This is a genomic window from Pseudovibrio sp. Ad13, assembly GCF_001623225.1.
GTDB lineage: Bacteria > Pseudomonadota > Alphaproteobacteria > Rhizobiales > Stappiaceae > Pseudovibrio.
The window spans coordinates 59,026-85,970 of the sequence record NZ_LMCC01000003.1 but is presented as its reverse complement, the minus strand read 5'-3'; the positions used below and the strand labels follow the sequence as shown (position 1 = coordinate 85,970).

Genomic DNA, 26,945 nt, shown 5'->3' with positions numbered 1-26,945 from the left:
GACAAACTCTTCTCGAAGTTTCATTGTTGAACACTCTTGCCAAGGCATCCCGGTCCCTCCCTGAATGCCATGTTAATGTGTCAACCATCTCTCCGAACACCTGTCACCTATGTCTCCGGTATGTACATCTTCGCCCGGGATGACGAGAGGGAGGTGTGTGGGATGACGGTGATGGGGGTTTGCCGCGGGATGTACTCGAGCTTCCAATAGGGCCAAGTTAAGGACGAGTGTTGTGAGTGGCAATGGCTTGATGGAGCGGGCGGAAAGTGGCGAAAAACTATCGATGATCGGCAGAATACTTGGCATTAAGTTTTACTGGCTCATTGATTAAAAATATTGGCATGTGCCCTGCATATCTGCTAGTGAAATTCCCATTATAAATTGCGGTTTCCGGTTTGTGTTGGGGCCGTTTTGGAATACAGGCTAGCCTGAGGCCAAGCCTGATGGGGACTATTTTGCGTTTCACTAAAATCATCATTTCCGTTGCGCTTGCAGCGGGTCTTGCTGCTTGTGCTTCTGCAGGCAACGAAAACCTTCGTCATGAAACTTCTGCCAGCCTTTCTACCAAGCTGACCAAGGGCAAAACCACCAAGGCGCAGGTGCGCGCTCTGCTTGGTGACCCTGATAGCCTGGACTTTAGCGACAGCGGTAACGAGATCTGGAAGTACCAGCACATTCGCGCCAACGTGAAAGCTGAAAACTTCATTCCTGTTGTTGGCCTGCTGGCTGGTGGCCAGGACCTGAACAAGAAAGAACTGGCTCTGTTCTTCAGCAACCGTGGCGTTTTGAAAAACTACTCCATGCTGGAAACCAAGAGTGAAGTTCGCACTGGTTTGATCAACTCCAACCTTTAAAGGTTGCGGGGATAGATTGGGTTTTGGGCGGTGTGCTTGATGCGCTGCCCAGAGCTTTTTGCTTTGGGACTTATTCCCCTATTCTGCCGTAGATTTCGGGATTGGTGGTACGCTCAGGTTCGTTGATCTCCCGAATTTCATAGGAACGCAGAAAAACGCAAAGTTGCGCATAGCAACGCAAAATGATGTTTGCCGGGTTATGCCCGTTGGTGCACGCGGGCGTGTGGTGGTTTCTTCCACATGATGTGTGCTGGCTTTTTTGCCGGCTTTGGTGTTTGGTGCCCACTAAGGCGTCCTCTAGCGCTTTGATTTAATTTCGTAATTCCCTTTTTCTATTGCCCCCTGACAGTTCTTACACGAGTCTTATCTCAGGTTTACAGGGCTGCGCTCTGGCGGCACGCTCGGCTAAGAGAACGAAGTTCTATTCCCAGTTAAGAAGAACTCGCTGTGCGTTGCATTTACGGAGCAACGCAAACCAACGCAAAGGGGCATAGATTTGCGAATTGTGCACGTTATCCTCGCTCTGGGGCTTGGGCTGGTTGTGGCTGGCTGCGCTTCTGTTGGTAATGAGAGCCTTCGGCATTTGACGCGTGAAGGGCTGGAAAGCCAGTTGGAGAACGGCAAGACAACCAAGGAAGATGTGCGCGTTGCGTTGGGCGATCCGAACACCACTGATTTTACCGATGGCGGCAATGAGATTTGGAAATACAGGCATGTACGGACACAGGCGAAGGTTGAGAACTTCATTCCGGTGGTCGATTTGCTTGCCAGCGGGCAGGATGTGACCACCAAGGAAGTGGCCCTGTTTTTTGATCAGGACGGTTTGCTGCGGAACTACTCCATGATTGAGGTGGAGGACGAGGTTCGCACCGGACTTATTACCGCGAACATGTAGCATAGATTTTTAGATGGGTTGGCGCGCTCGGGGTGGAAGCTTCGGGCGGTTTTGCTGTTTATGCCCCTGTTTGTTGCTGGTTATGCCCGTTGTGGTGAGGTGACATTATGAGCATATGTTCTTTTCCTAACTTGTCAGAGACTGATAAGAGGCGCAGTATAATGAACATATGCTCACTAGAGCTGGCCGCGTTCTCTTTTCCTCACGCTCCCTGCTCTAGGTTTATGTTGCTGTGCGTCTCCCCTGCCTAAATCACTGATGGTTCTTATGGGAGAGGCTGTGAAAGGAGTGTTTGTTATGCCACGTCCAAGAAAACCACGCCGAATTCATGGAACCGCAGGAGTGCGCTTTTTCAAGCCGCAGGGCGTGCCGCTGCGCACGCTTCAGGCGGCGGTTTTATCGCAGGACGGGATGGAGGCGTTGCGTCTGGCCGATGCGGAAGGGCTGGAACATACGGCTGCTGCTGATCTGATGGGGATTTCACGGCCTACGTTCTCCCGCTTGGTCTCCCATGCCCGCACGGTGGTTGCGACGGCGCTGACGGAGGGGCTTGCGCTGAAGATTGAGGGTGGTGCCGTTGCGGCGGACGACTCCTGTGTGCCTGAAGCGGAGTTGAGCGACGAGGGCTGCCAGCGTATGCAACGGCGGCGTCGGCGAGGGTTCTGCGGGCGGGCGAGTGTGATCTCTGAGCCTGTGCAGCTGGATGAGGCGGACGGGCACGAGGGGGCGGTTTAGGCCGGCACTGGGTGGTTGTGGTTTGTGGTGCTGGGGCTGGGCTGTGCTTGACGGGCTGGATATCCCCGTGGGCGGGTGAGGTTATGCCCCTGCTGGCGGGTCGAATTTCACCGATTTCGCATTAAAAAACGCGGATTCCGAAATTTTCCGGAATCCGCGTTTTTGTGTTTCGTCAGCGCTGTTCAGCGGGAGTTATCCGCGCAGGGTACCGCCGGTAGCCTTTTGAACGGACGCAACAATCTTGTTTGAGACCGCCTCGATATCCTCATCGGTGAGGGTCTTCTTGGTCGGCTGCAGGGTTACATCAATCGCGAGAGAGCGCTGGCCTTCCGGCACGCCCTGCCCTTCGTAGATGTCGAAGAGATTCACGTTTGTGATCAATGCCTTATCCGCACCTTTGGCAGCTTTCAGCAGCTTCTCAACCGGGATAGAGCTGTCTACCAGGAACGCAAAGTCCCGTTTTACCGGCATAAGATCCGCAGCATTCAACGCACCCTTGGATTTGGTCGCTTTCTTCTTCGGCTGAGGAACAGCGTCGATGAAGACTTCGAACGCCACGAGCGGGCCTTCAATGTCCAATGCTTCCAAGGTCTTAGGGTGGATCTCACCGAAGTACGCCAGGGTGTTTTTCGGGCCCATTTTGAGGGCGCCGGAGCGGCCTGGGTGGTAGTAATCCGGAGCGTCGGTGAAGACCATCAGGTTGTTTACCTGTGCACCAATGGACTGTAGTACCGCGCCAGCATCAGCCTTCGCATCGAAAACATCAATGTTTTCAGCGTTTCCGGACCAGTGGCGACCGGAACCGGTTGGTTTGGCGGTACCACGGCGGATGCCGGCGATGACCATCTTCTGGCCTTTTTCGCTATCGTTTTCAAAGACTTGGCCGACTTCGAAGAGAGCGACGTCGGCGTAGCCGCGGTCTGCGTTGCGCTGTGCTGCGGTGAGCAGGCCAGGCAGCAGGGACGGGCGCATGTCGGACATGTCTGCGGAGATCGGATTTGCCAATGATAGCAGTGAGTTACCGCCACCGAAGTGCTCTGCGTGGGCTTTTGGAATGAAGGACCACAGAACGGCCTCGTCCATGCCGCGTGTTGCGAGTGCGCGGCGGGCATTAGAGCGGCGGATCTGGCTAACAGTCAGAACCTTCTGGGAGATTGGCTCCATGCGCGGCAGGGTAGCAGTTGGCACTTTGTCGATGCCGACAATGCGCATAACCTCTTCTACCAAATCAGCTTTTCCGTGGATGTCCGGGCGCCAGCTTGGGGGAGAAACCTTCACGACATCGCCGTTGCCAGCGACCCAGAAGCCGAGCAGGGAGAGGATAGCTTTGATCTCACCGTGGGATACTTCCAGACCGGAGAGGCGTTTGACTTCGCTGAGTGGGAAGTCGATGATGCGCTCTTCCTGTGGCACTTCTCCTACAACGTGCGCGTCGGATGCTTCGCCGCCGCCACACAGGTCCATGACCAATTTCGTTGCAGTTTCAAGGCCTTCTACCATGTACGCCGGGTCTACGCCGCGCTCGAAGCGGTAGCGGGCGTCGGTAGATACTCCCAGTTTACGACCTGTGCGGGCGATGTTGAGCGGATCCCAGAGTGCGCTTTCAATCACCACGTTACTGGTGTTTTCATCGCAACCTGTTGATTCTCCACCCATAATTCCGCCGAGGGACTCCAGACCGTTGTCGTCAGCAATGACTACGACGCTCTCGTCAACGGCATAAGTTTTTCCGTCGAGGCCAACAAGTTCTTCGCCAGCCTTACCGTGACGGACAGTCAGGTTGCCGGAAACCTTATCTGCATCAAAGACATGCAGCGGGCGGCCCTGATCGAAGGTCATGTAGTTGGTGATGTCCACGAGGGCATTAATCGGGCGTAGACCGATAGCAACCAGACGCTTCTGCATCCATTTAGGAGACGGGCCGTTTTTGATGCCACGGACCACACGATAGCCAAATGCAGGGCAGTGTTCCGGGCTATCCCCTAGATCCAAAAGGATTTTTAGGTCGTTTGCGTTGCTATGTGCGTTCACTTGCGTTTTTTGCGGGGTTTTTAGCGTTCCTAAGCCGGAAGCAGCCAAATCACGCGCAATTCCGAACACACTTGCACAGTCGGAGCGGTTCGGGGTCAGGCCGATTTCGATGACCGGATCGTCCAGACCAGCATATGCAACAAACGGGGTGCCGACTGGTGCGTCTTCTGGCAGGTCGATGACGCCGTCGTGTTCGTCGGATAACTCCAGCTCGCGCTCGGAGGCCATCATGCCGTGGCTTTCCACGTCGCGGATTTTACCGACGGACAATGTGACGTCCAGACCGGGGATGTAATCGCCCGGTTTTGCGAACACGCCAATCAGACCTTTGCGGGCGTTTGGGGCGCCGCAGACAACCTGTAGGGGTTCACCTTCGCCAGTGTCCACTTTCAGCACGCGCAGACGGTCCGCATTCGGATGCTGCTCGGCTTCCAGAACACGGGCGATTTTGAATGTGCCAAGGCGATCAGCTGGATTGGAGATTTCTTCCACTTCCAGCCCGATCAGCGTCAGGCGCTCTACAATTTCATCAAGGCTTGCATCGGTCTCAAGATGGTCCTTGAGCCAGGAAAGGGTGAATTTCATTTTATTAGCTCTTTACGTTTGGACCAAATTACTTGGAAAGACCGGAGACCAGCGCTGGCATATCCAGCGGACGGAAGCCGTAGTGCTTGAGCCAGCGGACGTCTGCATCAAAGAAGGCGCGCAGGTCGTTCATGCCGTATTTCAGCATTGCCAGACGGTCAATGCCGATGCCCCATGCGAAGCCCTGGTACACATCCGGGTCGAGACCACAGTTGCGCAGAACGTTGGAGTGCACCATGCCGCAGCCGAGGATTTCCATCCAGTCGTTGCCGGTCCCGATTTTCACTTCAGCGCCGGAGCGGTCGCACTTCACGTCCACTTCCATGGATGGCTCGGTGAACGGGAAGAAGCTTGGGCGGAAGCGCAGCTCTACATCATCCACTTCGAAGAAGGCTTTGAGGAACTCTTCCAATGTGCCCTTCAGGTGGCCGATATGCGTGGTCTTGTCGATCACGAGGCCTTCCAGCTGGTGGAACATTGGTGTGTGGGTCTGGTCGCTGTCACAACGGTATGTGCGGCCCGGCATGATCAGGCGCAGCGGTGGCTCCTGAGATTTCATCGCGCGGATCTGCACCGGGGATGTGTGCGTGCGCAGCAACATGCGCTCGCCGTCTTCCTTTTCATTGAAGAAGAAGGTGTCGTGCATTTCGCGGGCCGGGTGGCCTTCCGGGAAGTTGAGCGCGGTGAAGTTCAGCTCATCAGTCTCGATGTCCGGGCCTTCAGCAACGGAAAAGCCCATGTCAGCGAAGATGGCGATCAGCTCGTCAGTCACCTGAGAAATCGGGTGAATGCGGCCTTCTTCTGCCGGAGTGGTGCGCAGTGGCTGGCTCACATCAACGGTTTCAGAGGCGAGGCGCGCGTTGAGTGCTTCAACCTTCAACACGTCTTTACGAGCGGTGATAGCCTCACCAACGCGGTTTTTCAGGCCGTTGAGCGCAGGACCCATTTCCTTGCGCTCTTCCGGGCTCATTTTGCCAAGCGTTTTCATTTTTTCAGAAACGCTGCCCTTTTTGCCAAGGGCGGCAACGCGCACGTCTTCCAGTGCGGCTTCGGAGTCAGCACCGGCAATCGCGGTGTTAATCTCGGCTTCGAGTGTTTCGAGGTCGGACATAATCCCTCAAGGGTTTGGATGTGCCAGCAGCTGATTGGAACCTGAGTCCCGGCCGGGCAAATAAAATTCGTGGAGGTCTTTTAGCGAATGCTGGCAGCGCAATAAAGGGGCTGATTGATAATCAGCCTCTTAGATTTCCTCAATACTCCCGTTTTTCAGCGGAAACTTCAGGAATTACGATGAAAACACCCGCTGGGGCTGCTCGTGGAATGGCACGCCCTGCCCCGCTGCCTAAACGCTCTTGCCTGAATGAACACGCACAAACGGGCGAGCACAATGGCTCTGCGGTGCGGTTCTCACTCTTGCATAGAGAGCATCAAGCCAAGCACGTAAATCGCCCACACGCCGGACCATCATGGACACGGGCGGTGATTTTTACAGCGATGTGCATGCGCAGCAGCATTGGGAATCCTTTGAGGATTGGTGGTGGTGTTGTGGAGGATAGCGGAAATGGCGGAGGATGGGAAGTTCTTAATCTTGTATCTCATCAAGAACAGCATCCTTAGTACATTTTACATGCGAAGCCGAGATAGAAAGCAAACGTATAGCAAGAAAGAAAGAGAGGATTATAATAGCAAACCAAGCAAAGCTTGAAAGCGCATTCAGAGAAAACATGCTGTGTAGCCATTTCAAACGACTACCGTCATCAATTATCAGGTTTAGAGACGCATCAACATGTATTTCCCAGTTTATCTCCTCTATAAGCAGTGATATTGGTAGCTTTAACTCAACTGCTGAAAAGTAAAACATCGCAGCAGTAATTGAAAGAATATACAGTGTAACCGCATAAGCCAGTGCGATTGACTTTCCGACAAAGTCATTCACATCTAATGCTATCCAATAATCACTTTGCTCATCTCCATTAAAATGATTAGCTTTTCTATAAATAGTCCATATCCATATGAGAAAGATAAAAGGCGAAAAACTTAAGATCAATCCGCGCGGTGCATTTATGCCTGAGATGGAAGCCTCTTTAGACTGCGCTGCATAAAGATCTTCGACTGCAACAATTAAGTACTCTTGTTTATACTTTTGCCCAGTAATCTCAGAAATTTTATCAAGTAGCCCCCACTTAAACAAACTCATTGGTATTACATAACTATTATCTTTTAGGCTTAGATATCTATAAACGGGATTTTTGTTAAGTTGCTGAAGTATGTCTTCCGACATCTTATATTCTTCGGCCACAAACCTATATCGCAACTCACTCGGCAACATTCTCAAGTAATTTTCATCTATTACAAAAAACTCAGGCGATCTCCCCTGAGCCCCAATAAACGCCCCAATAAACGGCATTCCAGTAGAGTTATTTACGCAGTCTGATGCATCAAAACTAGTAACATAAGGTACATCTATTGATGACCATTTCAGGTATTGGCCCAAGAAAATGTAGTCATCTCTTCGATCCGCAAGTTCCGTTACAGCTCCAATGACTGTACATTCACCTAAGGACAAATCTCTCAGTTGCAGATTTTTCTTATAACCATCGCTCACTATCTTTTTAGGAAAACCAGCCATTTCATACTGACTGTTAGATAGTACTGTGCTCTCGTCGAACTCTCCTAAGATTTCTTCTAATATTTGGCCGCTTTGCCTCGAAATAAATAAAAACTCCTCTCTAGCAATGCTCTCAGAATCGCCATCTGTATGCAAAGCAACTTCTGATAAAAACTCTAGATTTTTTCGGGCATCATTTCTGACGTTTTCTCGAACCTGCTGAAAACAAATTGAGATGAACACCAACTCGACAATTAAAAAAGCTAAAAGAGAGTTCTTAATGCTGGAAATACTCATAACATTTCACGTTAAATTTTGTTGAGTGCTACCTCATAAACGCTTTCGTCTTAAATTCTAAGCCCTTTTTGAGAGCTGCTGTTTACGACCAAATCTTAAAGGGATCTACGTAAGGCACCTCAAACTTAACTAACAAGCGCCTGCTGATACCGGGGGTATGGGGCCCGGGTCTTCGCCCGGGATGACACCGGGGGGGGATGTGGGGCTTTGAGGGTTGCGGGCTTTAAGTGGAGGCGTGGGGTGTGAGGGCGTTGGGGTGTGAGGTGGGGCTGGCTTTGTAGGGGAACTGATGCGCAAAGCGGTCGCCTCCGGTGTCATCCCGGCCAAGGAGCCGGGATCTATAACCACTTACGTATGCTCAAAGTGCAATGAGAGTGACAAGTCCTCCCAATGAGGGTTCATCTCTTCAATAGCTTGAATTTTCCAATCCCGTCGCCAGCGTTTTACCTGCTTTTCTTTGCGGATAGCCTCGTGCGGTTCTTCGTAGAGCTCATAGTAGACAAGCTTGGAAACGCCATACTTCGCTGTAAAGCCAGAGTTCGTCCTGGTCTTATGCTGATGCACACGCTCAGGCAGGTTATTGGTCACGCCCGTATAGAGCGTCCCATGCTTTCGGCTAGCCAGAATGTACATGTAGTAAGGCATGCACTGAGTATGCAGCTGGCATTCCTTTGTCGCTACTGCGCTAACTTATCCGTTAATACAGGGGGTATGGGTCCCGGGTCTCCGCCCGGGATGACACCTTGGGGGGATCGTTTTGCCTTTTGGCGTGAGCGCTGTGGTTGGGGAGTTTTCGGGTGTTTGTGGTGAGGGCTTTGTTGATTGGCGAGTGTGGCGTTAGTGGTCAGGTGGATTGGGTCCCGAGTCTTCGCTGCGCTTTGCCCGGGATGACACCGCAGGGGCGGCGCTTCAAACCGGCGAGGGAAGTCCCCCTCACCAACCGTTGCAATAATGCATGAGTGGGGGAGGTTTTGGGTTTGGGCGTTGACAGGTTGTGGGGTTGTGTTTCACACTCATATGTGAGGCCTAGAAACCTCACGTCAGCGGTACCCGCTCCCGTAGTCTAGCGGTTTTTTTGTGCCTATCTTATAGTGCGCAGACCCTTTGCTATGAGCGGGAGGGCGGTGAATACAACACCTCCTTCGGGAGGAAATAAGCTCGCCTGTCTGACTCAGGTTTCTAGCCTCCCGCTCGCCAGCGAGCCCTAGGAAGCTTTTTTGGCGCTGCGGATCTTCAACACCCTAGTCAGTAAGGGGATTGGAATGGACGATTCTGCATGCGCGGACAGCGCCACAAATACTATCGACAATGAGTTAGATGAAGTTCTCATCGCTGTTTCTGATCTTGAAAATCTTGCTTATTTTCAGCAGCTTGTGCTGAGTGAGCGGATGAACCAGAGCAGTGAGCGGGATGCTTTGTTCACTTTGCATTATGCCTTGCGAGACCGCATAGAAGCGTTGAGAAAGACCTGTGGGGTTCTACAGCAGGTCGTCGACCCACAACCGATCAGTACAACATTGACGCTTCTTGAGTAACGGGTTGGGCGCGGGGCGCTGAGCCCCCTGCCCTGTTCGGCTGCGTTGGCGCCTCTTCTCGTCATTCTACTCGATGTTTGAGGTGTGCCTTTTCACTGTGCCGGTGCAAAGTGGCGTTTCGCCGTGGGCGGAGCCTCACCACCCTTTATCTGCCGCCCTCTCGCTTGTTGTTTGCCTGCGACCGGCAATAGCAAGCGCATGCACCCTGCTGGTCTGCGGTGAATAACGCGCTCCGCAGGCCAGAGCTTTGTGCTGGTGTTATGGCGTAAAAATGCAGAACAGTATGAAGACGACCGCCATGATAGAGGCCAGCGCGATGTAATAGGGCCGGGCGCAGGCGCTGGCGTAGTTGGTGTAATAGTCTTCCAACTGCCGCGGCGTTGGGTTTGGCGGGTGTCTGTCAGGTTCACGAAGTGGGAAAATCAACATTCTGGCTTCTTTTCTTTGAGGAGAACTAAGCCTATCTTTCCCTGTGTTCTTTCTGCCGGATAGCGGCCAAATTTCAAAAGCAGTTTTCAAAAATGAAGGTTCGATTGCTGGATAATCTCAATGCATTCCTCGTGCTTGCGGCTTGCGGTACGCTGAGTGAAGCTGCGCAGAGGCTGGCGTGTAGTCCTGCCACGCTCAGCCGCCGTATGCAGCAGCTGGAAGAAGATGTGGGGCTGAAGCTGTTTGATCGGGTGCAGGCCGGGTATGTACTGACCGAGGACGGGCGGGATGTGCTGGAGCAGCTGGAGCCGTTTCAGTGTGCCTATGCCGGGTTTGAGCAGTGGCTGAGCGCGAAGTCTCGCAGGCCGCAGGTTCGGGTTTCTGCCGGAAGCTGGACCATGAAGTTTCTCAGCATGCATATTGGTGCGCTGTGCAAGCCGGAGGATCGTTTTGAGGTGGTGTTCATTACCAGCGAGGACCGGCTGAACATCAAAAAGCGCGAGATCGACATTGGGCTGCGCAGCTCAGCGCCTGCGGAGATCGGGCTGGCGAGCAAGCGTCTGCCGCCCGTGGAGTTCGCGCCTTATGTAGCGGCGGGAGCTGATGCGGCGGTGGAACAGCGGTGGCTCGGCATCGCACCGGAATACGCCACGACAAAATCCTCACGCTGGCTGCTGGAGCAGCATGGCAGTGAGATGGTGATGCAAGTGAGCTCTCAACACACCCTGCTGGACATGCTGTGCGCAGGCGCTGGCGCTTCCATTCTGCCAAGCTTTCTGGGGGATACGTCGCCTCACTTACGGCGATGCGGACCAGTGATTGAGGACCTGACGAAGTTCCAATGGGTAACAATGCATGACGACCGGCGGCACTTGCCCGAGGTGCGGATGATGACGGACCGGATCGTCCAGGTGATTGAACAGCATCGTGGGCGCTAGTTGAGCACACAAAAGGTATGGATGTAAGGAAGATAGTCGCAGAAAAGTGGTGCTGGTTGGCGTTGGTATATTCTGCTTTTCAGGGGAAGTTATGGCGGAGAGACAGGGATTCGAACCCTGGAGACGGTTCCCCGCCTACACACTTTCCAGGCGTGCGCCTTCGACCACTCGGCCACCTCTCCGCATTCCGCTCACCGAGTATGCCCGGCGGCGTGAGAGGGGGTATATGCAAAACTATTGGGGCGCGCAAGAGGTCTTTTCGATTTTTTTGCCATGTATCCCCACTCTGTGGAACCAGAATGAAAACAAAGGCATTTTTCTGCCTGTCTACGGGTAGCCAATCACAATCCATTACGCAGTTTTGACTGGAATTTAAGAGCGTCTGGCATGCTTGTTCTGATAGGTTGCACCTTAGATTGCATGAGGTACTGTGGATACACGCAGGCTCATTGCGAGTTTAAAAGATAGCTGACAGAAAAAGGAAGCAGACACGTGGTTGGATTTTTACTGCGTTTTATAGGTGTGTGGTTTGTCGCCATTGCGCTGGTCTCATTTGTCGTGGATGCCACTAAGAGCATTGCGACCTCCAGCTGGACCTCTTCACCACTGGGACTGATCTGGTTTGATCTGTCACCAGAAACGCTCAATGCATCCCAGGCGGCCATCCAGCGGTACGTGAGCCCTCTTCTCTGGGATCCGATTATTCAAAGCCTGCTGCTGATGCCGCCGTGGGTTATATTCGGACCTCTCGGACTAATTATGCTATGGTATGGCGACAAGCGGCGTCGCATCAGCACAACCCTGCTGTGATGCAGAGTTCTTACAGGTAAGTGAATATGTCGTTTCTCAGAATGCTCTCAAACAAGTTTAAAATGCCGGATACAGGTACAGCGCTACCAGGCCGGGATACACCGATCATGACTCCTGGAAAGCACTTCGTGAATGGTCATGATCTGAATGGGCCATATCCTGAAGGGATGAAAGAGCTCTATGTGGGCATGGGATGTTACTGGGGTGCTGAACGCGCCTTCTGGGAACTGCCGGGTGTGTATGTAACTGCTGTTGGCTTTGCAGGTGGCGCTACAAAGAATCCGACCTACCACGAAACGTGTACTGGTCAGACCGGTCACACCGAAATTGTAAAAGTGGTCTACAATCCAGAAGAAATTTCTCTGGAACAACTTTTGAAGGTATTTTGGGAGCGTCACGACCCAACGCAAGGAATGCGGCAGGGCAACGATGTGGGGACACAGTATAGATCTGCGCTTTATTTGACGAGTGAGGCAGATATTAAGACGGCTAAAGAAACAGCCAAGTCTTATCAGGATGCCCTTAAGGAAATCGGCAAAAACGCAGGGATTACCACGGAAATCGGTCCTCTCGACGTATTCTATTACGCTGAAGAATATCACCAACAATATTTGGCAAAGAATCCAGATGGATACTGTGGCCTTTCGGGCACAGGTGCGACCTGCCCATTGCCGGTTTCGCCCCAATCCCCTAAGCAATAGGTGATCAAAAATAATTTATGGATAATTGCAACCTGCTAATAATCAGGGACCTAATCGGCGGTTTTTATTGATTTTGCAGGTTGCATGGTTTCGAAATACTTATTATTTTCAATTTTATTAAACTTGCATTTGTTAAATTGCAGTTTTAGGATTAACTCTAATGACGCTAAGTCAGAATCGTCAGGACAGTATTTTAGAGATTTAATTTATGATGAGAACCAATCATATTGCAGACCAACTTTCCGCGGTAAGTACAGCACTTGAAGATGCGAGTGTTGATGCTTACGGAGATCTTTCAACAAGTGCCGTCGCGGCTCTTCTTATTATGCGACGCTCTCCGGCCATCTCCATCGGTACAGTTGCGAAAGAAGTTCGTTTAAGCCATTCCGCCACCGTGCGCCTGATTGACCGTCTTGAGAAAGACTGGTTGGTCCGACGTCTTCGCCGCAGAGGCCGGGAAGTTATGGTAGAACTCACCGTTCGTGGTAAGCGTAAGGCCGTTGAAGTGGCTGAGGCGCGCCGTAAAGCAGCTCATGCGCTGCTCGGTGACATCGATGAGAGCCAATTGGACAACCTCTCCTCTCTCCTCAAGTTCATCCTGAATGACGTGGAAAGCTCTGCTTGCACACGCTTTTGCTATGATGATCCAATGGAAGATGAACAGGTTGAAGAGAACGAACCAGCCTAAGGCTTAACTTTACTGGTTTAGTTTTTTTATTGATTTCAGTTTATTTTCAACGCAGAAACACCGGAGTGAACGCTTCGGTGTTCTTTGCTTTTTACACTTCCCTTCCGCTCCATTAAGCTTCTCTTAAGCATAAATCTTATACAAATTACAACTAAGATTTGAATGGAGTAATTTACGCAATTCAATTTTGAGGGCCGCCTCTTTTAGAGGCGATTGCTGTGTGATTTCGCCCTTTCGTGCGTATTATTTCTTTCATTCAACCAAGTGGTCACGACTGTAATTGTGTCGTCTGACTGCTTGAGGTTGTGCGCATTCCTCTTTGTTATCAGAGAGTTATAAATCCAGAATGCGTTTAATAATTGGGTGGATGTATTTGGGTGTGTCATGCACCAATACAATTAAGGGAAGACCTGAAATGAGTGCTGCAGTCGGATTTGAAGAAGAGGTAGGCCAATCTGACACGGGTTCAACCAGTTGGCCGATTGCCTTGGGTTGGGTTCTTGCTCTCCTGAGCTTTGGGATGAGCTGGGCTGGTGATATCGGCACAATGAGCATTCTTTCGGGAGCAGCTTTCCTTCTTGCTGCTATTCCAACCGCATTGTGGCTGAAAGACAAGGAATCCGGTGCAGCTGACCTGGCTTCCGGCATTTGCCTCGCCATTTTGGCCGCGGTTGCAAGCACTGCTGCTGCTCTTGGTGGATATGCAGAAGGCTGGCAAGTGGACTTCAACATCCTGTTCTTTGCCCCGCTGGTTGTTTTGGGTTCTTCTCGCAATGGCGGCGCGCTTGGCAGTTTCCTTGCAATTTCCGCAATTTATCTTCTTGGTAGCCTGTTCGTTTTGCCTGACTTCCTCGTGAGTGATCAGAGCACCATGTCTGGTAACCTCATCATTCTGGTTCTTCTTGCTGGTGTGACGATGGCCTTCCTGAGCGGTCAGGACGATGCTGAAGCTTCTAACGCGGCAGACAATGCTGCTTCCGCTCAAGCTGCAGTGATTGCAGCTGAAGTTGCAGAGAACGAACAGAAGATTGCAGAGCAATCCGAACGTATCGCATTCTTTGAAAAACACATTTCCGGCCTACGTGACGTGGTGGATGGGCAGCTAAAGAGCCTTTCACAAAACACGCATAGCATCGTATCGGCTTCCAAAGGCCTGGAGAACGCGACGCATAAATGCTCTGGTCATACCACTGAAGTTGTTTCTTCCTCTGATTCAGCATCCGGCAATGTTCAGACCGTTTCTGCTGCTTCCGAAGAGCTTTCCTCCTCCATTTCCGAGATCGCACGCCAGATTGCACAGGCCAACGACATGGTTGAAGCTGCAACTCGTGGTGCGCAGGAGACCAACGACACCATTGGCAGTCTTGCAGAAGCTGCAAGCCGTATTGGTGAAGTGGTTACCCTCATTCAGGCTATTGCAGAGCAAACCAATCTGCTGGCCCTTAACGCTACCATTGAAGCTGCCCGCGCCGGAGAAGCAGGCAAAGGCTTTGCAGTTGTAGCTGCAGAAGTGAAAGAGCTGGCCAACCAGACCTCTAAAGCGACTGAAGAGATCGCGTCTCAGGTGTCCGCAATTCAGGGCAGAACCCGGGAAGCTGTGGACGCAATTGGCTCCATCACTTTGACCATGGATGACGTGAACGCCCACACTGGTGCCATTGCGGAGGCAATAACCCAGCAGGGTGATGCGACCAATGAGATTTCAGCTAATATTGCAGCTGCAGCTGATGGTACCATGGCAGTTTCCCAGAGCATTGCCAGCTTGAGTGAAGCCATGAACGAGGCAACAGGCTCCGTCTTCGAAGTGACTGAGAAAGCCAATAAGGTTGATGGGGATCTCAATGAAGTTCACGATACGCTGGAGCGCTTCTTCCACGACGTTGCTTAATCTGCGCTACAAATTCTGATGAAACGGGTCACCTTGGTGGCCCGTTTTGCGTTTGAGCGACGCTGCTGCTCTTCTGAAACGGCTGCCTTGAGGGGAATTTTCGGATTTTTGGTCTGAAATTGATCACAATTTACGCAAAATTACTCAAGAAACGGGCTTGGAGACAATTTTATGATTGCCTTGGTCTGACGGGCTGGTATTGAGCATTCTTAATAAGGGTAACCCAAATAAGAATGGACAGGTATGGCGCAGTTTGCGTTTGGAACAGTACTTTTTGTCGACAGGCTTAGCCATGAGCCTGCGCGTCTCTTCCAAGCTCCAAAGCGCGTGCTGACCTGCCAAACTCTCTCTGAGGTCCCTCAGTTTCTTCAGCAACTGGAACAAGAGCGCAAAGCGGGCCACCATCTGGCTGGCTTCTTTTCCTACGAATTTGGCTTTGCGTTTGAAGAGAAGCTGAAGCAGCGTTTTAAGGGCACAGGCAATGTGCCTCTTGCTTGGTTTGGCGTCTACGATGCACCTCAGCTTTTGACCCGAGATGAAGAAGCCCAATGGTTGGTTGAGGCTGCAGGCAATGAAGCCGCCCCTTCCATTCACATCAACCAGTTTGATATGAGCAAAGGCGACTATGAGAGCGCTTTTGCCAAAACACAGCAGCATCTGGCACAAGGTGACATCTACCAGATCAACCTGACCATGCGTGCAGAGCTTGAGCAGACTGGAAGCGCAGCTGCCTTGTTTGACAATCTGCTGTTCCAGCAACCGGTTGGGTATGCTGCCCTTTTGCATCTGGGTGACCAGAAGGTTCTCTCAATTTCTCCGGAACTGTTTTTGGAGCGCAAGGGCAAGCAACTGACGACACGCCCGATGAAGGGCACAGCTCAACGTGGGCGCACGAGCGAAGAAGATGCGCGTGTACGGGATTGGCTGCAAAGTGATGTGAAATCACGCGCCGAGAACACTATGATCCTTGATCTGATGCGCAATGACCTCTCTCGCATCACCAAAGCAGGCAGTGTTTGTGTTCCGTCTCACTGTGAGGTTGAGCAATACCGTAGCCTGTTCCAGATGACCTCTACCACCACTGGCGAGCTGGTGGATGGAGCTGAACTGCCCGAGATTATTGAAGAGCTGTTTCCATGTGGTTCCATCACCGGAGCGCCGAAGCTTTGGGCTATGGAGATCATTGATGAGCTGGAAAAGAGCCCGCGCGGGATCTACACCGGCTCCATTGGAATGATTGAGCCCAATGGCGATTTCACGTTCAATGTGGCGATCCGCACTCTGGTGATTGACGAGGATGGCGCTGCTGAAATGGGGACAGGCTCGGGTGTTGTGTTCGATTCCGGTGCGTCACCTGAATATGATGAATGTCTGCTGAAACTGAACTTCCTGAAGGCGTCAGAAGAGCGTTTCACCTTGTTTGAAACTATGGGCTGGACACCTGACGAAGGCTACACGTTGCTGGAACGTCATTTGCAACGGATGGCCGACAGCGCATCTTACTTCGGTTTCAACTGGAATCTGGATCAGGCGTTGAGCGTGCTTTCAGACCATGCAGCGGTGTTTGATCGCGATATGCGGGTTCGGCTTGACCTTTATGAAGACGGACAGTTCATGCTGACGGCACAGGAAATGCCGGCAGAAAGCGGTTATGATTGGCGGATCTGCCTTGCAGACGAGCGCGTGCATTCACAGGACCGGTTCCTGTTCCACAAAACCAGCCAGCGCGGATTTTACGATCAAACCCGCGCAGAGTATGCTGCTAACTATGGATGTTCCGAGGTCATTTTCCTCAATGAAGCTGGATATCTGACAGAAGGCAGCTTCACCAATCTGTTTATCCGCAAGGACGGCAAGTTGCTTACCCCTGCTCTTACGCATGGGTTATTGCCGGGAGTTTTCCGCGCTGGTTTGCTGGAACATGGATATGCAGAGGAAGCGGATCTGATTGTGCATGATTTGCGCTCAGCAGATGCTGTCTATGTTGGTAACTCCCTGCGAGGATTGATGAATGCCAGCCTCGTTTCCGTTAGCGTTGATGTAAGCTAGCGCTTCTCTGCTTGACATGGGCGGTGGCATTCCGTTGCATCTTCAATACCTTCTACACAACTGACCAATGCTATAGCGGAATCTGGCCCTAAACCCCTCCGCTGGCTCAGGCTAGGTTTGACTGCATATCAGAATGTGCAGATCACAGCCGTGCCTGTGACGTGATGGGGAGGACTTGTGCCATGAAAATGACGACCGAAGAGGCCTTTGTAAAAGTGCTTCAGATGCACGGAATTGATAACGCCTTTGGCATTATCGGTTCTGCCATGATGCCAGTTTCGGATCTCTTTCCTGCCGCAGGTGTCAAGTTTTGGGATTGCGCCCACGAGTGTAACGCAGGCATGAGCGCGGATGGATACTCCCGCGCAACCGGTAAGATGAGCATGGCGATTGCTCAGAACGGTCCAGGCATTACCAATTTTGTAACACCGATCAAGACAGCCTACTGGAACCATACACCCCTGCTGCTTGTTACCCCGCAGGCAGCCAACAAGACCATCGGACAAGGTGGCTTTCAGGAAATAGAGCAGATGGCTCTGTTTGAAGATATGGTTTGCTATCAGGAAGAGGTTCGTGATCCTTCCCGTATTGCGGAAGTGCTGAACCGTGTGATTGAGAAAGCCTGGCGTGGGTGCGCTCCGGCCCAGATCAACATACCGCGTGATTTCTGGACACAGGTGATCGACATCGAGCTGCCGCAGATCGTGCGCATGGAAAAGCCGCGTGGTGGTGTGCAGTCCATCAAGAAGGCTGCTGAGCTGCTGTCTGATGCAAAGTTCCCTGTCATTTTGAACGGTGCGGGTGTTGTGTTGAGTGGCGCTATTCAGGCGTCTGCTGTTTTGGCGGAGAAGCTGAGCGCACCGGTCTGTTGTGGCTATCAGCACAATGATGCATTCCCCGGCAATCACCCGCTTTCCGTCGGTCCGCTTGGCTATAACGGCTCAAAAGCGGGTATGGAAATGATCTCGAAAGCGGACGTGGTGCTGGCTCTTGGGACGCGGCTCAATCCGTTTTCTACCCTGCCTTGCTACGACATGGATTACTGGCCGAAGGACGCCAAGGTCATTCAGGTGGACATCAATTCTGACCGGATCGGGCTGACCAAGAAGGTAAGTGTCGGCATTCAAGGAGATGCTCGTGCTGTGGCGGAGCAGATCCTTGAAGAACTGGCGGATCACGCAGGTAATGAAGGGCGTGAAGACCGGGAAGCACTGGTGCACCATGCAAAATCAGCCTGGTTGCAGGAGCTCTCTTCCATGGATCACGAGGATGATGATCCGGGCACAAGCTGGAACGAGCGCGCCCGTACTCGCGAACCTCAGAAAATGTCTCCACGCATGGCATGGCGGGCTATTCAGGCGGCACTTCCGAAAGAGGCGATCATCTCCTCTGACATTGGCAACAACTGCGCCATTGGCAATGCTTATCCGAGTTTTGATGAGGGACGGAAGTATCTTGCTCCGGGTTTGTTCGGGCCTTGCGGCTACGGTTTGCCTGCCATTTTGGGCGCGAAGATTGGGCGTCCTGACGTGCCAGTAGTTGGATTTGCCGGTGACGGTGCCTTTGGTATCTCCATGAACGAGATGACTGCTTGTGGTCGTGATGACTGGCCACCCATCACCATGGTGATCTTCCGCAACTATCAGTGGGGTGCGGAGAAGCGCAACACGACACTGTGGTACGATGATAATTTCGTTGGCACCGAGCTTAATCTGGAAGTGCAATACGCCAAGATTGCAGAGGCTTGCGGTCTGAAGGGCATTCAGGTGTTCGGCACCGATGAGCTGACCAAGACCCTGAATGACGCCATTGAAGGCCAGATGGAGCGTAACGAGACTACATTCATTGAGGTGATCCTCAACCAGGAACTTGGTGAGCCTTTCCGCAGAGACGCCATGAAAGCGCCTGTTGCTGTCGCTGGCATCAACGCGGAAGATATGCGCGAACAAGAACTCGCGTAAGTCCCCCAGCAGTGCCCGTCTCGCCTCCTCTGAGAGGGGCATGAACCTTAAAGCCCGCGCAGTGCAAAGCTGCCCGGGCTTTTTTCTTTTAAAGCGTTTGTTGATTAGGGATATGGCGTCACAAACACCAGATTAGATTAACACCTCGCACACAGCGCGAGGTGCTCGCTTAAGTTATGCGTCTTCTACTTCCTTCAGTCCCCGCATACCGAGGCTTTTGGGGTCGTACATTGGCTTGAAAGATGCTTCGGCATCGCACAGGGTGCCTTCTACGTCGATCTGGTAGCTGGAGGCGAGCATGTCTTTGATTGTTTCGCCTTTGCATGGCACGTAGCCAAGGCCAATGGCACCGCCCAGAGTGTGGCCGTAGTTGCCGGAGGTGAGGTAACCGACGATCTCACCATCACGCAGGACTGGTTCGTTGTGATGCAGAAGCGGTTCTGAATCTTTCAGCTTGAACTGCAGCATGCGGGATGAGAGGCCCTCTTCCTTCTTCCGTAAGACCGCGTCTCTGCCGATGAAGGATGGTTTCTTGGTGCTGACAGCAAAGCCGAGGCCAGCTTCCACGACGTGATCTTCCTCGGTGATATCGTGACCGAAATGTCGGAAGCCTTTTTCGATGCGCAGGGAATCCATTGCGTGGAGACCGCAGAGTTTCAGGTCGATATCAGCGCCTGCTTCCACGAGTGTCTCATAGGCATGAGCGGCCATGTCGGTTGAGACATAGAGCTCCCAGCCCAGTTCTCCCACATAGGACACACGATGGGCTCGGGCCAGACCCATGCCGAGCTCGATCTCCTGCATGGTTCCGAATGGATGGTTCTCGTTGGACCAATCGTGATTGGAGACTTTGGAGAGCAGCTCTCTTGAGTTTGGCCCCATCACCACCAATGTGGCTTCACCTGCTGTAATGTCGGTGATGACCACATTAGCGCCAGCCTTGTGCTTATTGAGCCAGCTGAGTTCCCGGATAACAGTGGCTGCTGGAGTTACGAGTAGATAAGCAGTCTCTGAGAGGCGCGTCACGGTGAGATCGGCTTCAATACCACCACGTTCATTGAGGAACTGCGTGTAGACAATTTTGCCGACAGGCACAGACATGTCTCCGCCGCATATATGATTGAGCAGGCTTTCCGCATCCGGGCCTTCAACGCGGATTTTGCCGAAAGAGGACATGTCATAGAGGCCGACATTGTTGCGGATGGCGAGGTGCTCACGCCTGGAGTTCTCAAACCAGTTTTGGCGCTTCCAAGAGTATTCGTAGGCCGGGTCTTGCCCTTGATCGGCAAACCAGTTGGCGCGCTCCCAACCTGCAACTTCACCAAACGCTGCGCCAGCTTGTTTGAGATGCTCATGAAGCGGAGAGCGACGGACGCCGCGTGCCGTGGCTTTCTGGCGGAAGGGGAAGTGATCGGCATAGAGAAGGCCGAGCGTCTCTTTCGAGCGCTGATAGAGGAACGTTTTGTTGCCCATGAAAGGCTGCATACGCCTGATATCAACATCGGAAATATCAAAGGGTGGATGGCCATGCTCCATCCAATGGGCGAGCGCCATGCCTGCGCCACCAGCGGATTGAATACCGATGGAGTTGAAGCCAGCACAGACAAAGAAGTTCTTGAGTTCCGGCGCTTCGCCCAGATGATAGGCATCATCCGGCGTGAAGCTTTCAGGGCCGTTGAAGAAGGTGTGAATGCCTGTTACGGCCAGCTCGGGGAAACGGTTGACCGCTTGTTCCAGGATGGGCTCGAAGTGCTCGATATCTTCTGGCAACTGGTCAAAACAGAAATCATCCGAAATGCCCTGCATGCCCCATGGCTTGGCGGTTGGCTCAAACGCGCCCAGTAAGATTTTGCCGGCATCTTCCTTGTAGTAGGCACATTCATCCGGCACGCGCAGCGTGGGGAGTTGTGGGAGGCCAGCGATGTTATCTGTGACCATATAGAAATGCTCACAGGCATGTAACGGCACGTTGACGCCAGCCATTTTGCCCAGTTGATGCGCCCACATACCAGCGCAATTGACCACATAGTCAGCTGCGATGTGACCTTGCTCATCACTGCCATCTCGCTGCCAAGAGACACCCGAGACCGCTCCATTTTTCTTAGCGATGCCTGTGACTTTGACACCTTCAAACACCTGTGCTCCGCGTTGACGGGCGCCTTTGGCAAGAGCAAGCGCGATGTTGCCCGGGTCGCCCTGCCCATCCTTTGGCAGGTAGACGGCTGCTGTAACATCCTGCGCGTTTACATAGGGGTAGCGGTCCAAAAGTTCTGAGGTGGTGATCTCTTCCACTTCCACCCCAAACGCCCGCGCCATTGCGGCTGAGCGTAGGATTTCACTGCGGCGTTCTTCGGTTAAAGCAACTGTGATTGATCCGTTGCGGCGGAAACCTGTCGCGATTTCGGTTTCAGCTTCCAGCTCGCCATAGAGCTCCTGCGAGTATTTGGCGAGGCGCGTCATGTTTTTGGATGCGCGTAATTGGGCGATCAACCCTGCTGCGTGCCAGGTGGTGCCGCAGGTGAGCTGCTTGCGCTCTAGCAGCAAGATGTCCTGCCAGCCAAGCTTTGCCAAATGATATGCAACTGAACACCCGGCAATACCGCCACCAATGATCACGACACGCGCATTTTGCGGAATAGACTTCGTCATTGATCGCCTCCCCTCAACCAATTTGAAAAACAAAAGAAGAGCACAAATGTGCTCTTCTCAAAACAATACTTTCTTCGATCTATTCAGCTATGAGCGTTTTCCTCATTGCATCCACGATCTCATCGACGTGACTTCGCTCTGCAATAAACGCTGGCGCCAGGATGGCTGTGTCCCCCGTCCATTTGGCGTGACAGCCGTTCCAGAACAATCGCTTTTGCATCTCGTTGCCGCGGATGCCGGGTTTGCCGGGAAGCGGGTGAACCTCTACACCGCCCATAAGCCCGTAGCCTCGGATATCCTTCACAATCGGGATATCCTGCAGGGACCAGATTGCATCAAGGAAGTAATCGCTCAGCTCAGCTGCTCGTTCGAACAGGCCTTCTTCCTCGTAAATTTTAAGCGTCGCCAAACCTGCTGCACAGGCTGCCGGGTGTGCCGAATATGTGTAGCCATGGAAGAACTCGATGGCATTTTCTGGCGCTGCTTCCGTGATCGTTTCATAAACCTGATCTGAGGCTGCAACGGCACCCATCGGGATTGCTCCGTTGGTGAGTGCTTTTGCCAATGTAATGATGTCTGGCATCACGTTGAACGCATCCACTGCAAACGGTTTGCCGAGACGTCCGAAGCCAGTGATCACTTCATCAAACACCAGCAAGATACCATGTTCATCACAGATCTGGCGCACACGCTCCAGATAGCCTTTTGGCGGGACGAGCGTGCCAGTGGAGCCTGCAACAGGCTCAATGAACACAGCGGCGATTGTGGAGCCGCCGTAGGTCTCACAGAAGCGCTGCAGATCATTTGCCAGTTCCACACCGGTTTCCGGCTGGCCTCTTGTGAAAGCGTTTTCCTCGTTCCATGTATGACGCATCATAACAATGTTTGGCATGACAACCGGGAAAGTTTCGCGGTTTTTGACCATACCAGCCAAAGAGACACCGCCCATATTCACGCCGTGGTATGCCCGCTCACGGGAGACAAAGCGAGTGCGCTGTGCATCACCGTTTGCACGATGATATGCCATGACCATTTTCAGCGCGGTATCGATGGCCTCCGATCCTGAATTCACAAAGAACACGTGATTGAAGGGCTCTGGCATAATTTTTGTGAGTTTTGCCGCAAACTCAAAGGATGTCGGCTGGCCCAGCTGGAAGGGCGCTGTGTATCCGTTCTGCATCATTTGAGCATGAACTGCATCCGCAATCGACTTGCGCGCATGGCCTGCAGGTACATTAAACAGCCCGGAAGAGCCATCGACCAATCTGTCACCGTTCTGATTCCAAAGGTACATTCCCTCTGAACGGGTGATGAGACGTGGTGCGCTTTTAAATTCTTTGTTTGCGGAAAACGGCATCCAGTGTTGCTCAAGAGAATTGGTTTTCGCTTGTTCAATCGGCTCTGCAAGGACACTCATCTCGATCTTTCTCCTAGAACACTGAGTTATTCGCCAACAGTTCCCCAGAGGTACTGTGAGAAATATCTTGTCGCCGAAATAATAGGTCAGATAGGTCCAGTTGTTCTTGACCATAGAGCCAGATGAACTCATGCTGAGACTTCACTCGTGATTTGGAGGGAGGGGCCAGCCATGAGATACAGCTTGTTTTCCGTTGACCGGGATGACAGTACGACGCTGCAAAGCCAGATCAGGGAGATGCTCGTCTCTGCTATTCTTTCCGGCCAACTTGCTGAAAACACACCTGTTCCTTCAACGCGTGCGTTGGCGAAACGGTTGAGTGTTTCGCGCAACACGGTCATGCTGGCCTATCAGGCACTGGCGGCGGATGGGTATCTGATCACCCGTGAACGATCCGGCTTTTATGTGTCGCCAGAGGTGATTGAGAATCTGGGACAGCTGCCTGATCGGGTCCAGCCCAAGGAGCAAGTTCCCGGTGATCGTGTGGATTGGGCTTCCAAGTTACGGCTTACACCGTCCACTCAATTCAATATTTTGAAGACCGAGAATTGGCACAGCTATCCCTACCCGTTCATCTACGGTCAGGTGGACCCAACGCTGTTTCCCATCAGTGCATGGCGGGATTGTGTGCGTCAGACAATGAGCATCAAATGGCTGGATGCCTGGACGGATGACCGCTTTACGGCTGATGATCCGATGCTGATTGAGCAGATCCAGCGGCGCATCTTGATCCGGCGCGGTGTAATTGCCGAATCTGATGAGATTCTGGTGACGATGGGGGCGCAGAATGCTCTGTTTCTGATCGCGCATTTGTTTGTGAAACCGGATACACCTGTTGCAGTGGAAGACCCCGGATATCCTGATGTGCGAAACATCATGCGACTCAGGAGCTCCGACATTAGGGCCATTCCTGTGGATGAGGAAGGCATACGGGCCGACATGCTTGGGGATGCAAAGCTGGTGTATGTGACGCCGAGCCATCAGTTCCCCACCAACACCACGATGACGATGAAACGGCGTCGCGAGGTGCTGGAATGGGCGGCACAGTCCGACGCTCTGATAATTGAAGATGATTACGAGTACGAGACCAACTATCGCGGGCAACCCACCGCCGCTTTGCGGTCAGTCGATGCATCCGGACGGGTGCTTTATGTGGGTAGCCTTTCCAAATCCATCATGCCGGGGTTGAGGATTGGGTTTATTGTGGCACCGAAGCCGGTGATCAAGGAAATCCGCGCCATGCGGCGGCTGATGCTCCGCCATCCGCCGGGCAACAACCAGCGCAGTGTTGCGCTGTTTCTAGCACAGGGCTCACAGGACGCGCTGATCAGTAAGCTGCACCATGCCTATTCAAGCCGCTGGAATGCGCTGAGCGAAGCTATGGAAACGCACTTTCCCGGCTGGGCGCAGGTTTCTGCGTTTGGTGGATCATCCTTCTGGGTGAGCGGGCCACCTGAACTGGATGCAACGGTTCTTGCCCAAGAGGCGCTGAAGCAGGGTGTCCTGATTGAACCGGGGAACGTGTTCTTTGCAGATGCGAACCAAGGTAAAAACTATTTCCGCCTTGGCTTTTCTTCAATCCACGCCGATAAAATTCCAAAGGGCATAGAATTACTATCGGAGACCGCAGATAAATTGCTGCGACGCAGCACAAAAAGTAGCGATTGCTCATATACATCAGCATGAACATAGGATTCTTCGTTTATTTATACAGAAGAATCACTGTTATTGAGAAGCTCCAACCTAATCTTCCGCAGAGATATAGAGAATAATATTGGCAGATTGGGCACTTATAAATGAATGCGGATCGATAAATACTGTCTGGTTCCATCGGGTTTCACCAACTGGCACTACCGGGACCTGCGGTTTCATAGTGTCCTCAATTGCTGAAAGCTTAGGTTTAAGGAAGTCCCAAGAATAGGGAACGCGTAAAAATAACGAGGGAATAAGAACTTAGCACCGCAGAGGGGGAATAGAGATGGCATTGAAGAAGCTTGCAGGAAAACTGGCTCTTGCAGCAGGCATGGCCGCGAGCCTTGGTATGAGCTCTGCTCACGCGCTTGATAAAATCACCGTAGCCTATTTTCTGGAATGGCCCACCGCGAACCAAGCAGCCCAGATTGACAAGACCTACGACGAAGCGCTGGGTCTGGAAGTTGAGTGGCGGGCGTTTGGCAACGGAAACGAGATGGTTCAGGCCATGGTTTCCGGCGATGTGCAAATTGCGTACAGCAATGGGTTCGTGCCTTTCGTTGTTGGTGTTTCCTCCGGTGCTCCAATCAAACTTGTCGGCGTCGCCGTGACTTATGCTGAGAACGACCTTTGCATTGTGCGCAATGACACCGGTATTACCAAGGCAAATGCCAAGGAGTTGGAAGGCAAGAAGGTTGCCACTCCGATTGGCAACGTCACCCATTACAAGCTGATCCGCACGCTGGACCATCTGGGCGTTGATATCAACAAGGTGAACCTTGTGCAGATGAACCCTGCTGATGCGGCTGTTGCTGTTGTGCGCGGTGATGTGGCGATGGGCTGCGCCTTTGGTGGTGCGCTCGACCGGATGAAAACGGTTGGCACTCCGCTGATGACTGGTGCAGAGCAGGAGGCCGTTGGCATCAATACCTTTGATGTGGTGAACGTGACCAGCGACTTTGCTGCTGAACATCCTGATCTGGTGAAGAAGTTCATGGAGGTCACCAATCAGGCCAACACAGCTTACAACACAGACCCTAACGCCATGTACGACAAGATTGCGCGTGCTGCGGGTATGGACATTGAGCCTGCGAAGAGGATGATCGCGAACTTTGGATTTCCAAGCAGTGAAGAGCAGTTGAGTGAGAACTGGCTCGGCGGTGGCATTCAGGCTGCAGCAAAAGGCGTGGCGGATGTCATGGTTTCTGCTGGTGGACTTGATGAAGCACTGGATGATTATTCCCAGTTCGTCGACGCCAGTTATCTTAAATAAAAGACTTTTGAAAATGGCGGGCAATGTCCCGCCATTCTTCCAATAAAAAGACCGGGCGAACCAGGCATTTTCCAAAGAACCGGGAGAAGCGCTTTGAGTGGAATAGTTGCCGACAATATCTCTATGGTGTTCACCCTTCCCAACGGTGATCAAGTCCATGCTCTCAACAACGTCAATTTGAATGTGAAGGACGGTGAAATCGTCTCCGTTCTTGGTCCATCGGGATGCGGTAAAACTACTCTTCTCAACATCATTGCAGGCTTTCTTCGCCCCACCTCCGGTAAAATCATCCGAGAGAATGTGGATGTGACAGGTCCCGGCTCTGACCGCGGAATGGTGTTTCAGCAGGGCGCCTTGTTTGAATGGATGACGGTTGAAAAAAACATCGCATTCGGACCGAAAATGGCGGGGCGGCCTGCAGCGGAGACCAAACGCAAAGTGGACGAGCTTTTGCAGATTGTCGGCTTGCAGGATTTTGGCAAAAAGCCAGTCTATCAGCTCTCCGGTGGCATGCAGCAACGCGTCGCTTTAGCCCGTTGCCTTGCTAACGATCCGGAAGTGATCCTGATGGATGAGCCTCTTGGTGCGCTGGATGCTTTGACTCGCGAGAAAATGCAGAGCCTTGTGCTGAAGCTTTGGAAAGAGACCCGCAAAACCATCATTCTCATCACACACTCTGTTGAAGAAGCCTTGTTCCTTGGGGAGCGGCTTATTGTGATGGCCCCTCGCCCAGGCCGTATTTTACGTGAGTACGAACTGCCGTTTGCGGACCGCGGATTGGTGGAGAGCCCACGCCAGATCAAAGCTTCCCATGAGTTTGTGGAGACGCGTGAGGAAGTCCTGTCCCTTATTTGGGGCATGGAAGAAGAGATTATGGGCAACGACCAAGCACTTGAACCAGCATAGGAGG

General features: G+C 52.5%; 21 protein-coding genes and 1 tRNA gene. 14 read left to right on the top strand and 8 right to left on the bottom strand.

From position 1 onward, the window contains the following. Positions 1 to 455 precede the first annotated feature (455 nt). The 3 genes from PsAD13_RS04680 to PsAD13_RS04670 all read left to right on the top strand — a co-directional run bounded on the left by PsAD13_RS04680 (position 456) and on the right by PsAD13_RS04670 (position 2,484). The gene (locus PsAD13_RS04680) at positions 456 to 854 is read left to right on the top strand and encodes a hypothetical protein (RefSeq protein ID WP_063291033.1); all 399 of its coding nucleotides are present in this window, start codon (positions 456 to 458) and stop codon (positions 852 to 854) included. 505 nt (positions 855 to 1,359) lie between these two features. Further along, positions 1,360 to 1,749 carry an outer membrane protein assembly factor BamE gene (gene bamE, locus PsAD13_RS04675; RefSeq protein WP_244275105.1) on the top strand — a complete coding sequence of 130 codons (390 nt, stop codon included), beginning with the start codon at positions 1,360 to 1,362 and terminating at the stop codon, positions 1,747 to 1,749. A 297-nt stretch (positions 1,750 to 2,046) separates the two neighbouring features. Continuing rightward, entirely contained in the window at positions 2,047 to 2,484 is a 438-nt protein-coding gene (locus PsAD13_RS04670) for a DUF134 domain-containing protein (protein WP_063317433.1), read from the top strand. A gap of 192 nt (positions 2,485 to 2,676) precedes the next feature. On the opposite strand, the gene pheT is transcribed toward PsAD13_RS04670, so the two are convergent. From pheT to PsAD13_RS04650, 4 genes are all read right to left on the bottom strand, one after another. Continuing rightward, positions 2,677 to 5,100 (bottom strand): phenylalanine--tRNA ligase subunit beta, encoded by a 2,424-nt coding sequence (pheT, locus tag PsAD13_RS04665; protein WP_063317432.1) that lies wholly within the window; start codon positions 5,098 to 5,100, stop codon positions 2,677 to 2,679. 28 nt (positions 5,101 to 5,128) lie between these two features. Next, entirely contained in the window at positions 5,129 to 6,211 is a 1,083-nt protein-coding gene (gene pheS, locus PsAD13_RS04660; RefSeq protein WP_063286698.1) for a phenylalanine--tRNA ligase subunit alpha, read from the bottom strand. Positions 6,212 to 6,682: 471 nt separating this feature from the next. Continuing rightward, positions 6,683 to 8,005: a hypothetical protein gene (locus PsAD13_RS04655; RefSeq protein ID WP_063317431.1), complete on the bottom strand. Its 1,323-nt coding sequence runs from the start codon at positions 8,003 to 8,005 to the stop codon at positions 6,683 to 6,685. A 348-nt stretch (positions 8,006 to 8,353) separates the two neighbouring features. Next, on the bottom strand, positions 8,354 to 8,650 hold the full coding sequence (locus PsAD13_RS04650) for a GIY-YIG nuclease family protein (protein WP_063317430.1): 297 nt from the start codon (positions 8,648 to 8,650) through the stop codon (positions 8,354 to 8,356). 617 nt (positions 8,651 to 9,267) lie between these two features. On the opposite strand from PsAD13_RS04650, the gene PsAD13_RS04645 reads away from it, so the two are divergent. Next, positions 9,268 to 9,540 (top strand): hypothetical protein, encoded by a 273-nt coding sequence (locus PsAD13_RS04645; RefSeq protein WP_063317429.1) that lies wholly within the window; start codon positions 9,268 to 9,270, stop codon positions 9,538 to 9,540. 258 nt (positions 9,541 to 9,798) lie between these two features. Here the strand turns inward: PsAD13_RS04645 and PsAD13_RS27745 are convergent, their stop codons facing one another. Continuing rightward, positions 9,799 to 9,969, bottom strand: a complete 171-nt coding sequence (locus PsAD13_RS27745) for a hypothetical protein (RefSeq protein ID WP_193777025.1) — start codon at positions 9,967 to 9,969, stop codon at positions 9,799 to 9,801. Positions 9,970 to 10,061: 92 nt separating this feature from the next. Here PsAD13_RS27745 and PsAD13_RS04640 point away from each other — a divergent pair, with 92 nt between their 5' ends. Further along, complete coding sequence (locus PsAD13_RS04640) at positions 10,062 to 10,907, top strand: LysR family transcriptional regulator (protein ID WP_063317428.1); 846 nt, start codon at positions 10,062 to 10,064, stop codon at positions 10,905 to 10,907. Between the two features lie 92 nt (positions 10,908 to 10,999). Here PsAD13_RS04640 and PsAD13_RS04635 read toward each other — a convergent pair. Then, positions 11,000 to 11,089: transfer RNA gene (locus PsAD13_RS04635), tRNA-Ser, on the bottom strand. A gap of 310 nt (positions 11,090 to 11,399) precedes the next feature. Here PsAD13_RS04635 and PsAD13_RS04630 point away from each other — a divergent pair. The 6 genes from PsAD13_RS04630 to xsc all read left to right on the top strand — a co-directional run bounded on the left by PsAD13_RS04630 (position 11,400) and on the right by xsc (position 19,004). Continuing rightward, the gene (locus tag PsAD13_RS04630; RefSeq protein ID WP_208860253.1) at positions 11,400 to 11,717 is read left to right on the top strand and encodes a hypothetical protein; all 318 of its coding nucleotides are present in this window, start codon (positions 11,400 to 11,402) and stop codon (positions 11,715 to 11,717) included. Positions 11,718 to 11,743: 26 nt separating this feature from the next. Next, complete coding sequence (gene msrA, locus PsAD13_RS04625) at positions 11,744 to 12,418, top strand: peptide-methionine (S)-S-oxide reductase MsrA (RefSeq protein ID WP_063317427.1); 675 nt, start codon at positions 11,744 to 11,746, stop codon at positions 12,416 to 12,418. 208 nt (positions 12,419 to 12,626) lie between these two features. Continuing rightward, a complete protein-coding gene (locus tag PsAD13_RS04620) occupies positions 12,627 to 13,106 on the top strand; it encodes a MarR family transcriptional regulator (RefSeq protein ID WP_063286691.1) in 480 nt (159 codons plus the stop codon). 415 nt (positions 13,107 to 13,521) lie between these two features. Beyond that, complete coding sequence (locus tag PsAD13_RS04615) at positions 13,522 to 14,994, top strand: methyl-accepting chemotaxis protein (protein ID WP_063317426.1); 1,473 nt, start codon at positions 13,522 to 13,524, stop codon at positions 14,992 to 14,994. 243 nt (positions 14,995 to 15,237) lie between these two features. Further along, positions 15,238 to 17,043: an aminodeoxychorismate synthase component I gene (gene pabB, locus PsAD13_RS04610; protein ID WP_063317425.1), complete on the top strand. Its 1,806-nt coding sequence runs from the start codon at positions 15,238 to 15,240 to the stop codon at positions 17,041 to 17,043. A 182-nt stretch (positions 17,044 to 17,225) separates the two neighbouring features. Next, complete coding sequence (gene xsc / locus PsAD13_RS04605) at positions 17,226 to 19,004, top strand: sulfoacetaldehyde acetyltransferase (protein ID WP_063290952.1); 1,779 nt, start codon at positions 17,226 to 17,228, stop codon at positions 19,002 to 19,004. A 174-nt stretch (positions 19,005 to 19,178) separates the two neighbouring features. Here the strand turns inward: xsc and PsAD13_RS04600 are convergent, their stop codons facing one another. Both PsAD13_RS04600 and PsAD13_RS04595 read right to left on the bottom strand, forming a co-directional pair. After that, complete coding sequence (locus tag PsAD13_RS04600; RefSeq protein WP_063317424.1) at positions 19,179 to 21,653, bottom strand: FAD-dependent oxidoreductase; 2,475 nt, start codon at positions 21,651 to 21,653, stop codon at positions 19,179 to 19,181. A 79-nt stretch (positions 21,654 to 21,732) separates the two neighbouring features. Continuing rightward, positions 21,733 to 23,070, bottom strand: coding sequence for an aminotransferase class III-fold pyridoxal phosphate-dependent enzyme (locus PsAD13_RS04595; protein ID WP_063317423.1), 1,338 nt, complete (start codon positions 23,068 to 23,070; stop codon positions 21,733 to 21,735). 171 nt (positions 23,071 to 23,241) lie between these two features. Between PsAD13_RS04595 and PsAD13_RS04590 the strand changes: the two genes are divergently transcribed. From PsAD13_RS04590 to PsAD13_RS04580, 3 genes are all read left to right on the top strand, one after another. After that, complete coding sequence (locus PsAD13_RS04590) at positions 23,242 to 24,756, top strand: PLP-dependent aminotransferase family protein (RefSeq protein ID WP_063309432.1); 1,515 nt, start codon at positions 23,242 to 23,244, stop codon at positions 24,754 to 24,756. A 292-nt stretch (positions 24,757 to 25,048) separates the two neighbouring features. Continuing rightward, the gene (locus tag PsAD13_RS04585) at positions 25,049 to 26,035 is read left to right on the top strand and encodes an ABC transporter substrate-binding protein (RefSeq protein WP_063317422.1); all 987 of its coding nucleotides are present in this window, start codon (positions 25,049 to 25,051) and stop codon (positions 26,033 to 26,035) included. A 123-nt stretch (positions 26,036 to 26,158) separates the two neighbouring features. After that, on the top strand, positions 26,159 to 26,941 hold the full coding sequence (locus PsAD13_RS04580; protein ID WP_057464093.1) for an ABC transporter ATP-binding protein: 783 nt from the start codon (positions 26,159 to 26,161) through the stop codon (positions 26,939 to 26,941). Positions 26,942 to 26,945: the final 4 nt, after the last annotated feature.

What these genes read in the sequence shown, in the direction of transcription:
- PsAD13_RS04670 (WP_063317433.1), top strand. Translation starts at nt 2,047, where the DNA reads ATGCCACGTCCAAGAAAACCACGCCGAATTCATGGAACCGCAGGAGTG.
- pheT (WP_063317432.1), bottom strand. Translation starts at nt 5,100, where the DNA reads ATGAAATTCACCCTTTCCTGGCTCAAGGACCATCTTGAGACCGATGCA.
- pheS (WP_063286698.1), bottom strand. Translation starts at nt 6,211, where the DNA reads ATGTCCGACCTCGAAACACTCGAAGCCGAGATTAACACCGCGATTGCC.
- PsAD13_RS04655 (WP_063317431.1), bottom strand. Translation starts at nt 8,005, where the DNA reads ATGAGTATTTCCAGCATTAAGAACTCTCTTTTAGCTTTTTTAATTGTC.
- PsAD13_RS04650 (WP_063317430.1), bottom strand. Translation starts at nt 8,650, where the DNA reads ATGCCTTACTACATGTACATTCTGGCTAGCCGAAAGCATGGGACGCTC.
- PsAD13_RS04645 (WP_063317429.1), top strand. Translation starts at nt 9,268, where the DNA reads ATGGACGATTCTGCATGCGCGGACAGCGCCACAAATACTATCGACAAT.
- PsAD13_RS27745 (WP_193777025.1), bottom strand. Translation starts at nt 9,969, where the DNA reads ATGTTGATTTTCCCACTTCGTGAACCTGACAGACACCCGCCAAACCCA.
- PsAD13_RS04640 (WP_063317428.1), top strand. Translation starts at nt 10,062, where the DNA reads ATGAAGGTTCGATTGCTGGATAATCTCAATGCATTCCTCGTGCTTGCG.
- msrA (WP_063317427.1), top strand. Translation starts at nt 11,744, where the DNA reads ATGTCGTTTCTCAGAATGCTCTCAAACAAGTTTAAAATGCCGGATACA.
- PsAD13_RS04620 (WP_063286691.1), top strand. Translation starts at nt 12,627, where the DNA reads ATGATGAGAACCAATCATATTGCAGACCAACTTTCCGCGGTAAGTACA.
- PsAD13_RS04615 (WP_063317426.1), top strand. Translation starts at nt 13,522, where the DNA reads ATGAGTGCTGCAGTCGGATTTGAAGAAGAGGTAGGCCAATCTGACACG.
- pabB (WP_063317425.1), top strand. Translation starts at nt 15,238, where the DNA reads ATGGCGCAGTTTGCGTTTGGAACAGTACTTTTTGTCGACAGGCTTAGC.
- xsc (WP_063290952.1), top strand. Translation starts at nt 17,226, where the DNA reads ATGAAAATGACGACCGAAGAGGCCTTTGTAAAAGTGCTTCAGATGCAC.
- PsAD13_RS04600 (WP_063317424.1), bottom strand. Translation starts at nt 21,653, where the DNA reads ATGACGAAGTCTATTCCGCAAAATGCGCGTGTCGTGATCATTGGTGGC.
- PsAD13_RS04595 (WP_063317423.1), bottom strand. Translation starts at nt 23,070, where the DNA reads ATGAGTGTCCTTGCAGAGCCGATTGAACAAGCGAAAACCAATTCTCTT.
- PsAD13_RS04590 (WP_063309432.1), top strand. Translation starts at nt 23,242, where the DNA reads ATGAGATACAGCTTGTTTTCCGTTGACCGGGATGACAGTACGACGCTG.
- PsAD13_RS04585 (WP_063317422.1), top strand. Translation starts at nt 25,049, where the DNA reads ATGGCATTGAAGAAGCTTGCAGGAAAACTGGCTCTTGCAGCAGGCATG.
- PsAD13_RS04580 (WP_057464093.1), top strand. Translation starts at nt 26,159, where the DNA reads ATGGTGTTCACCCTTCCCAACGGTGATCAAGTCCATGCTCTCAACAAC.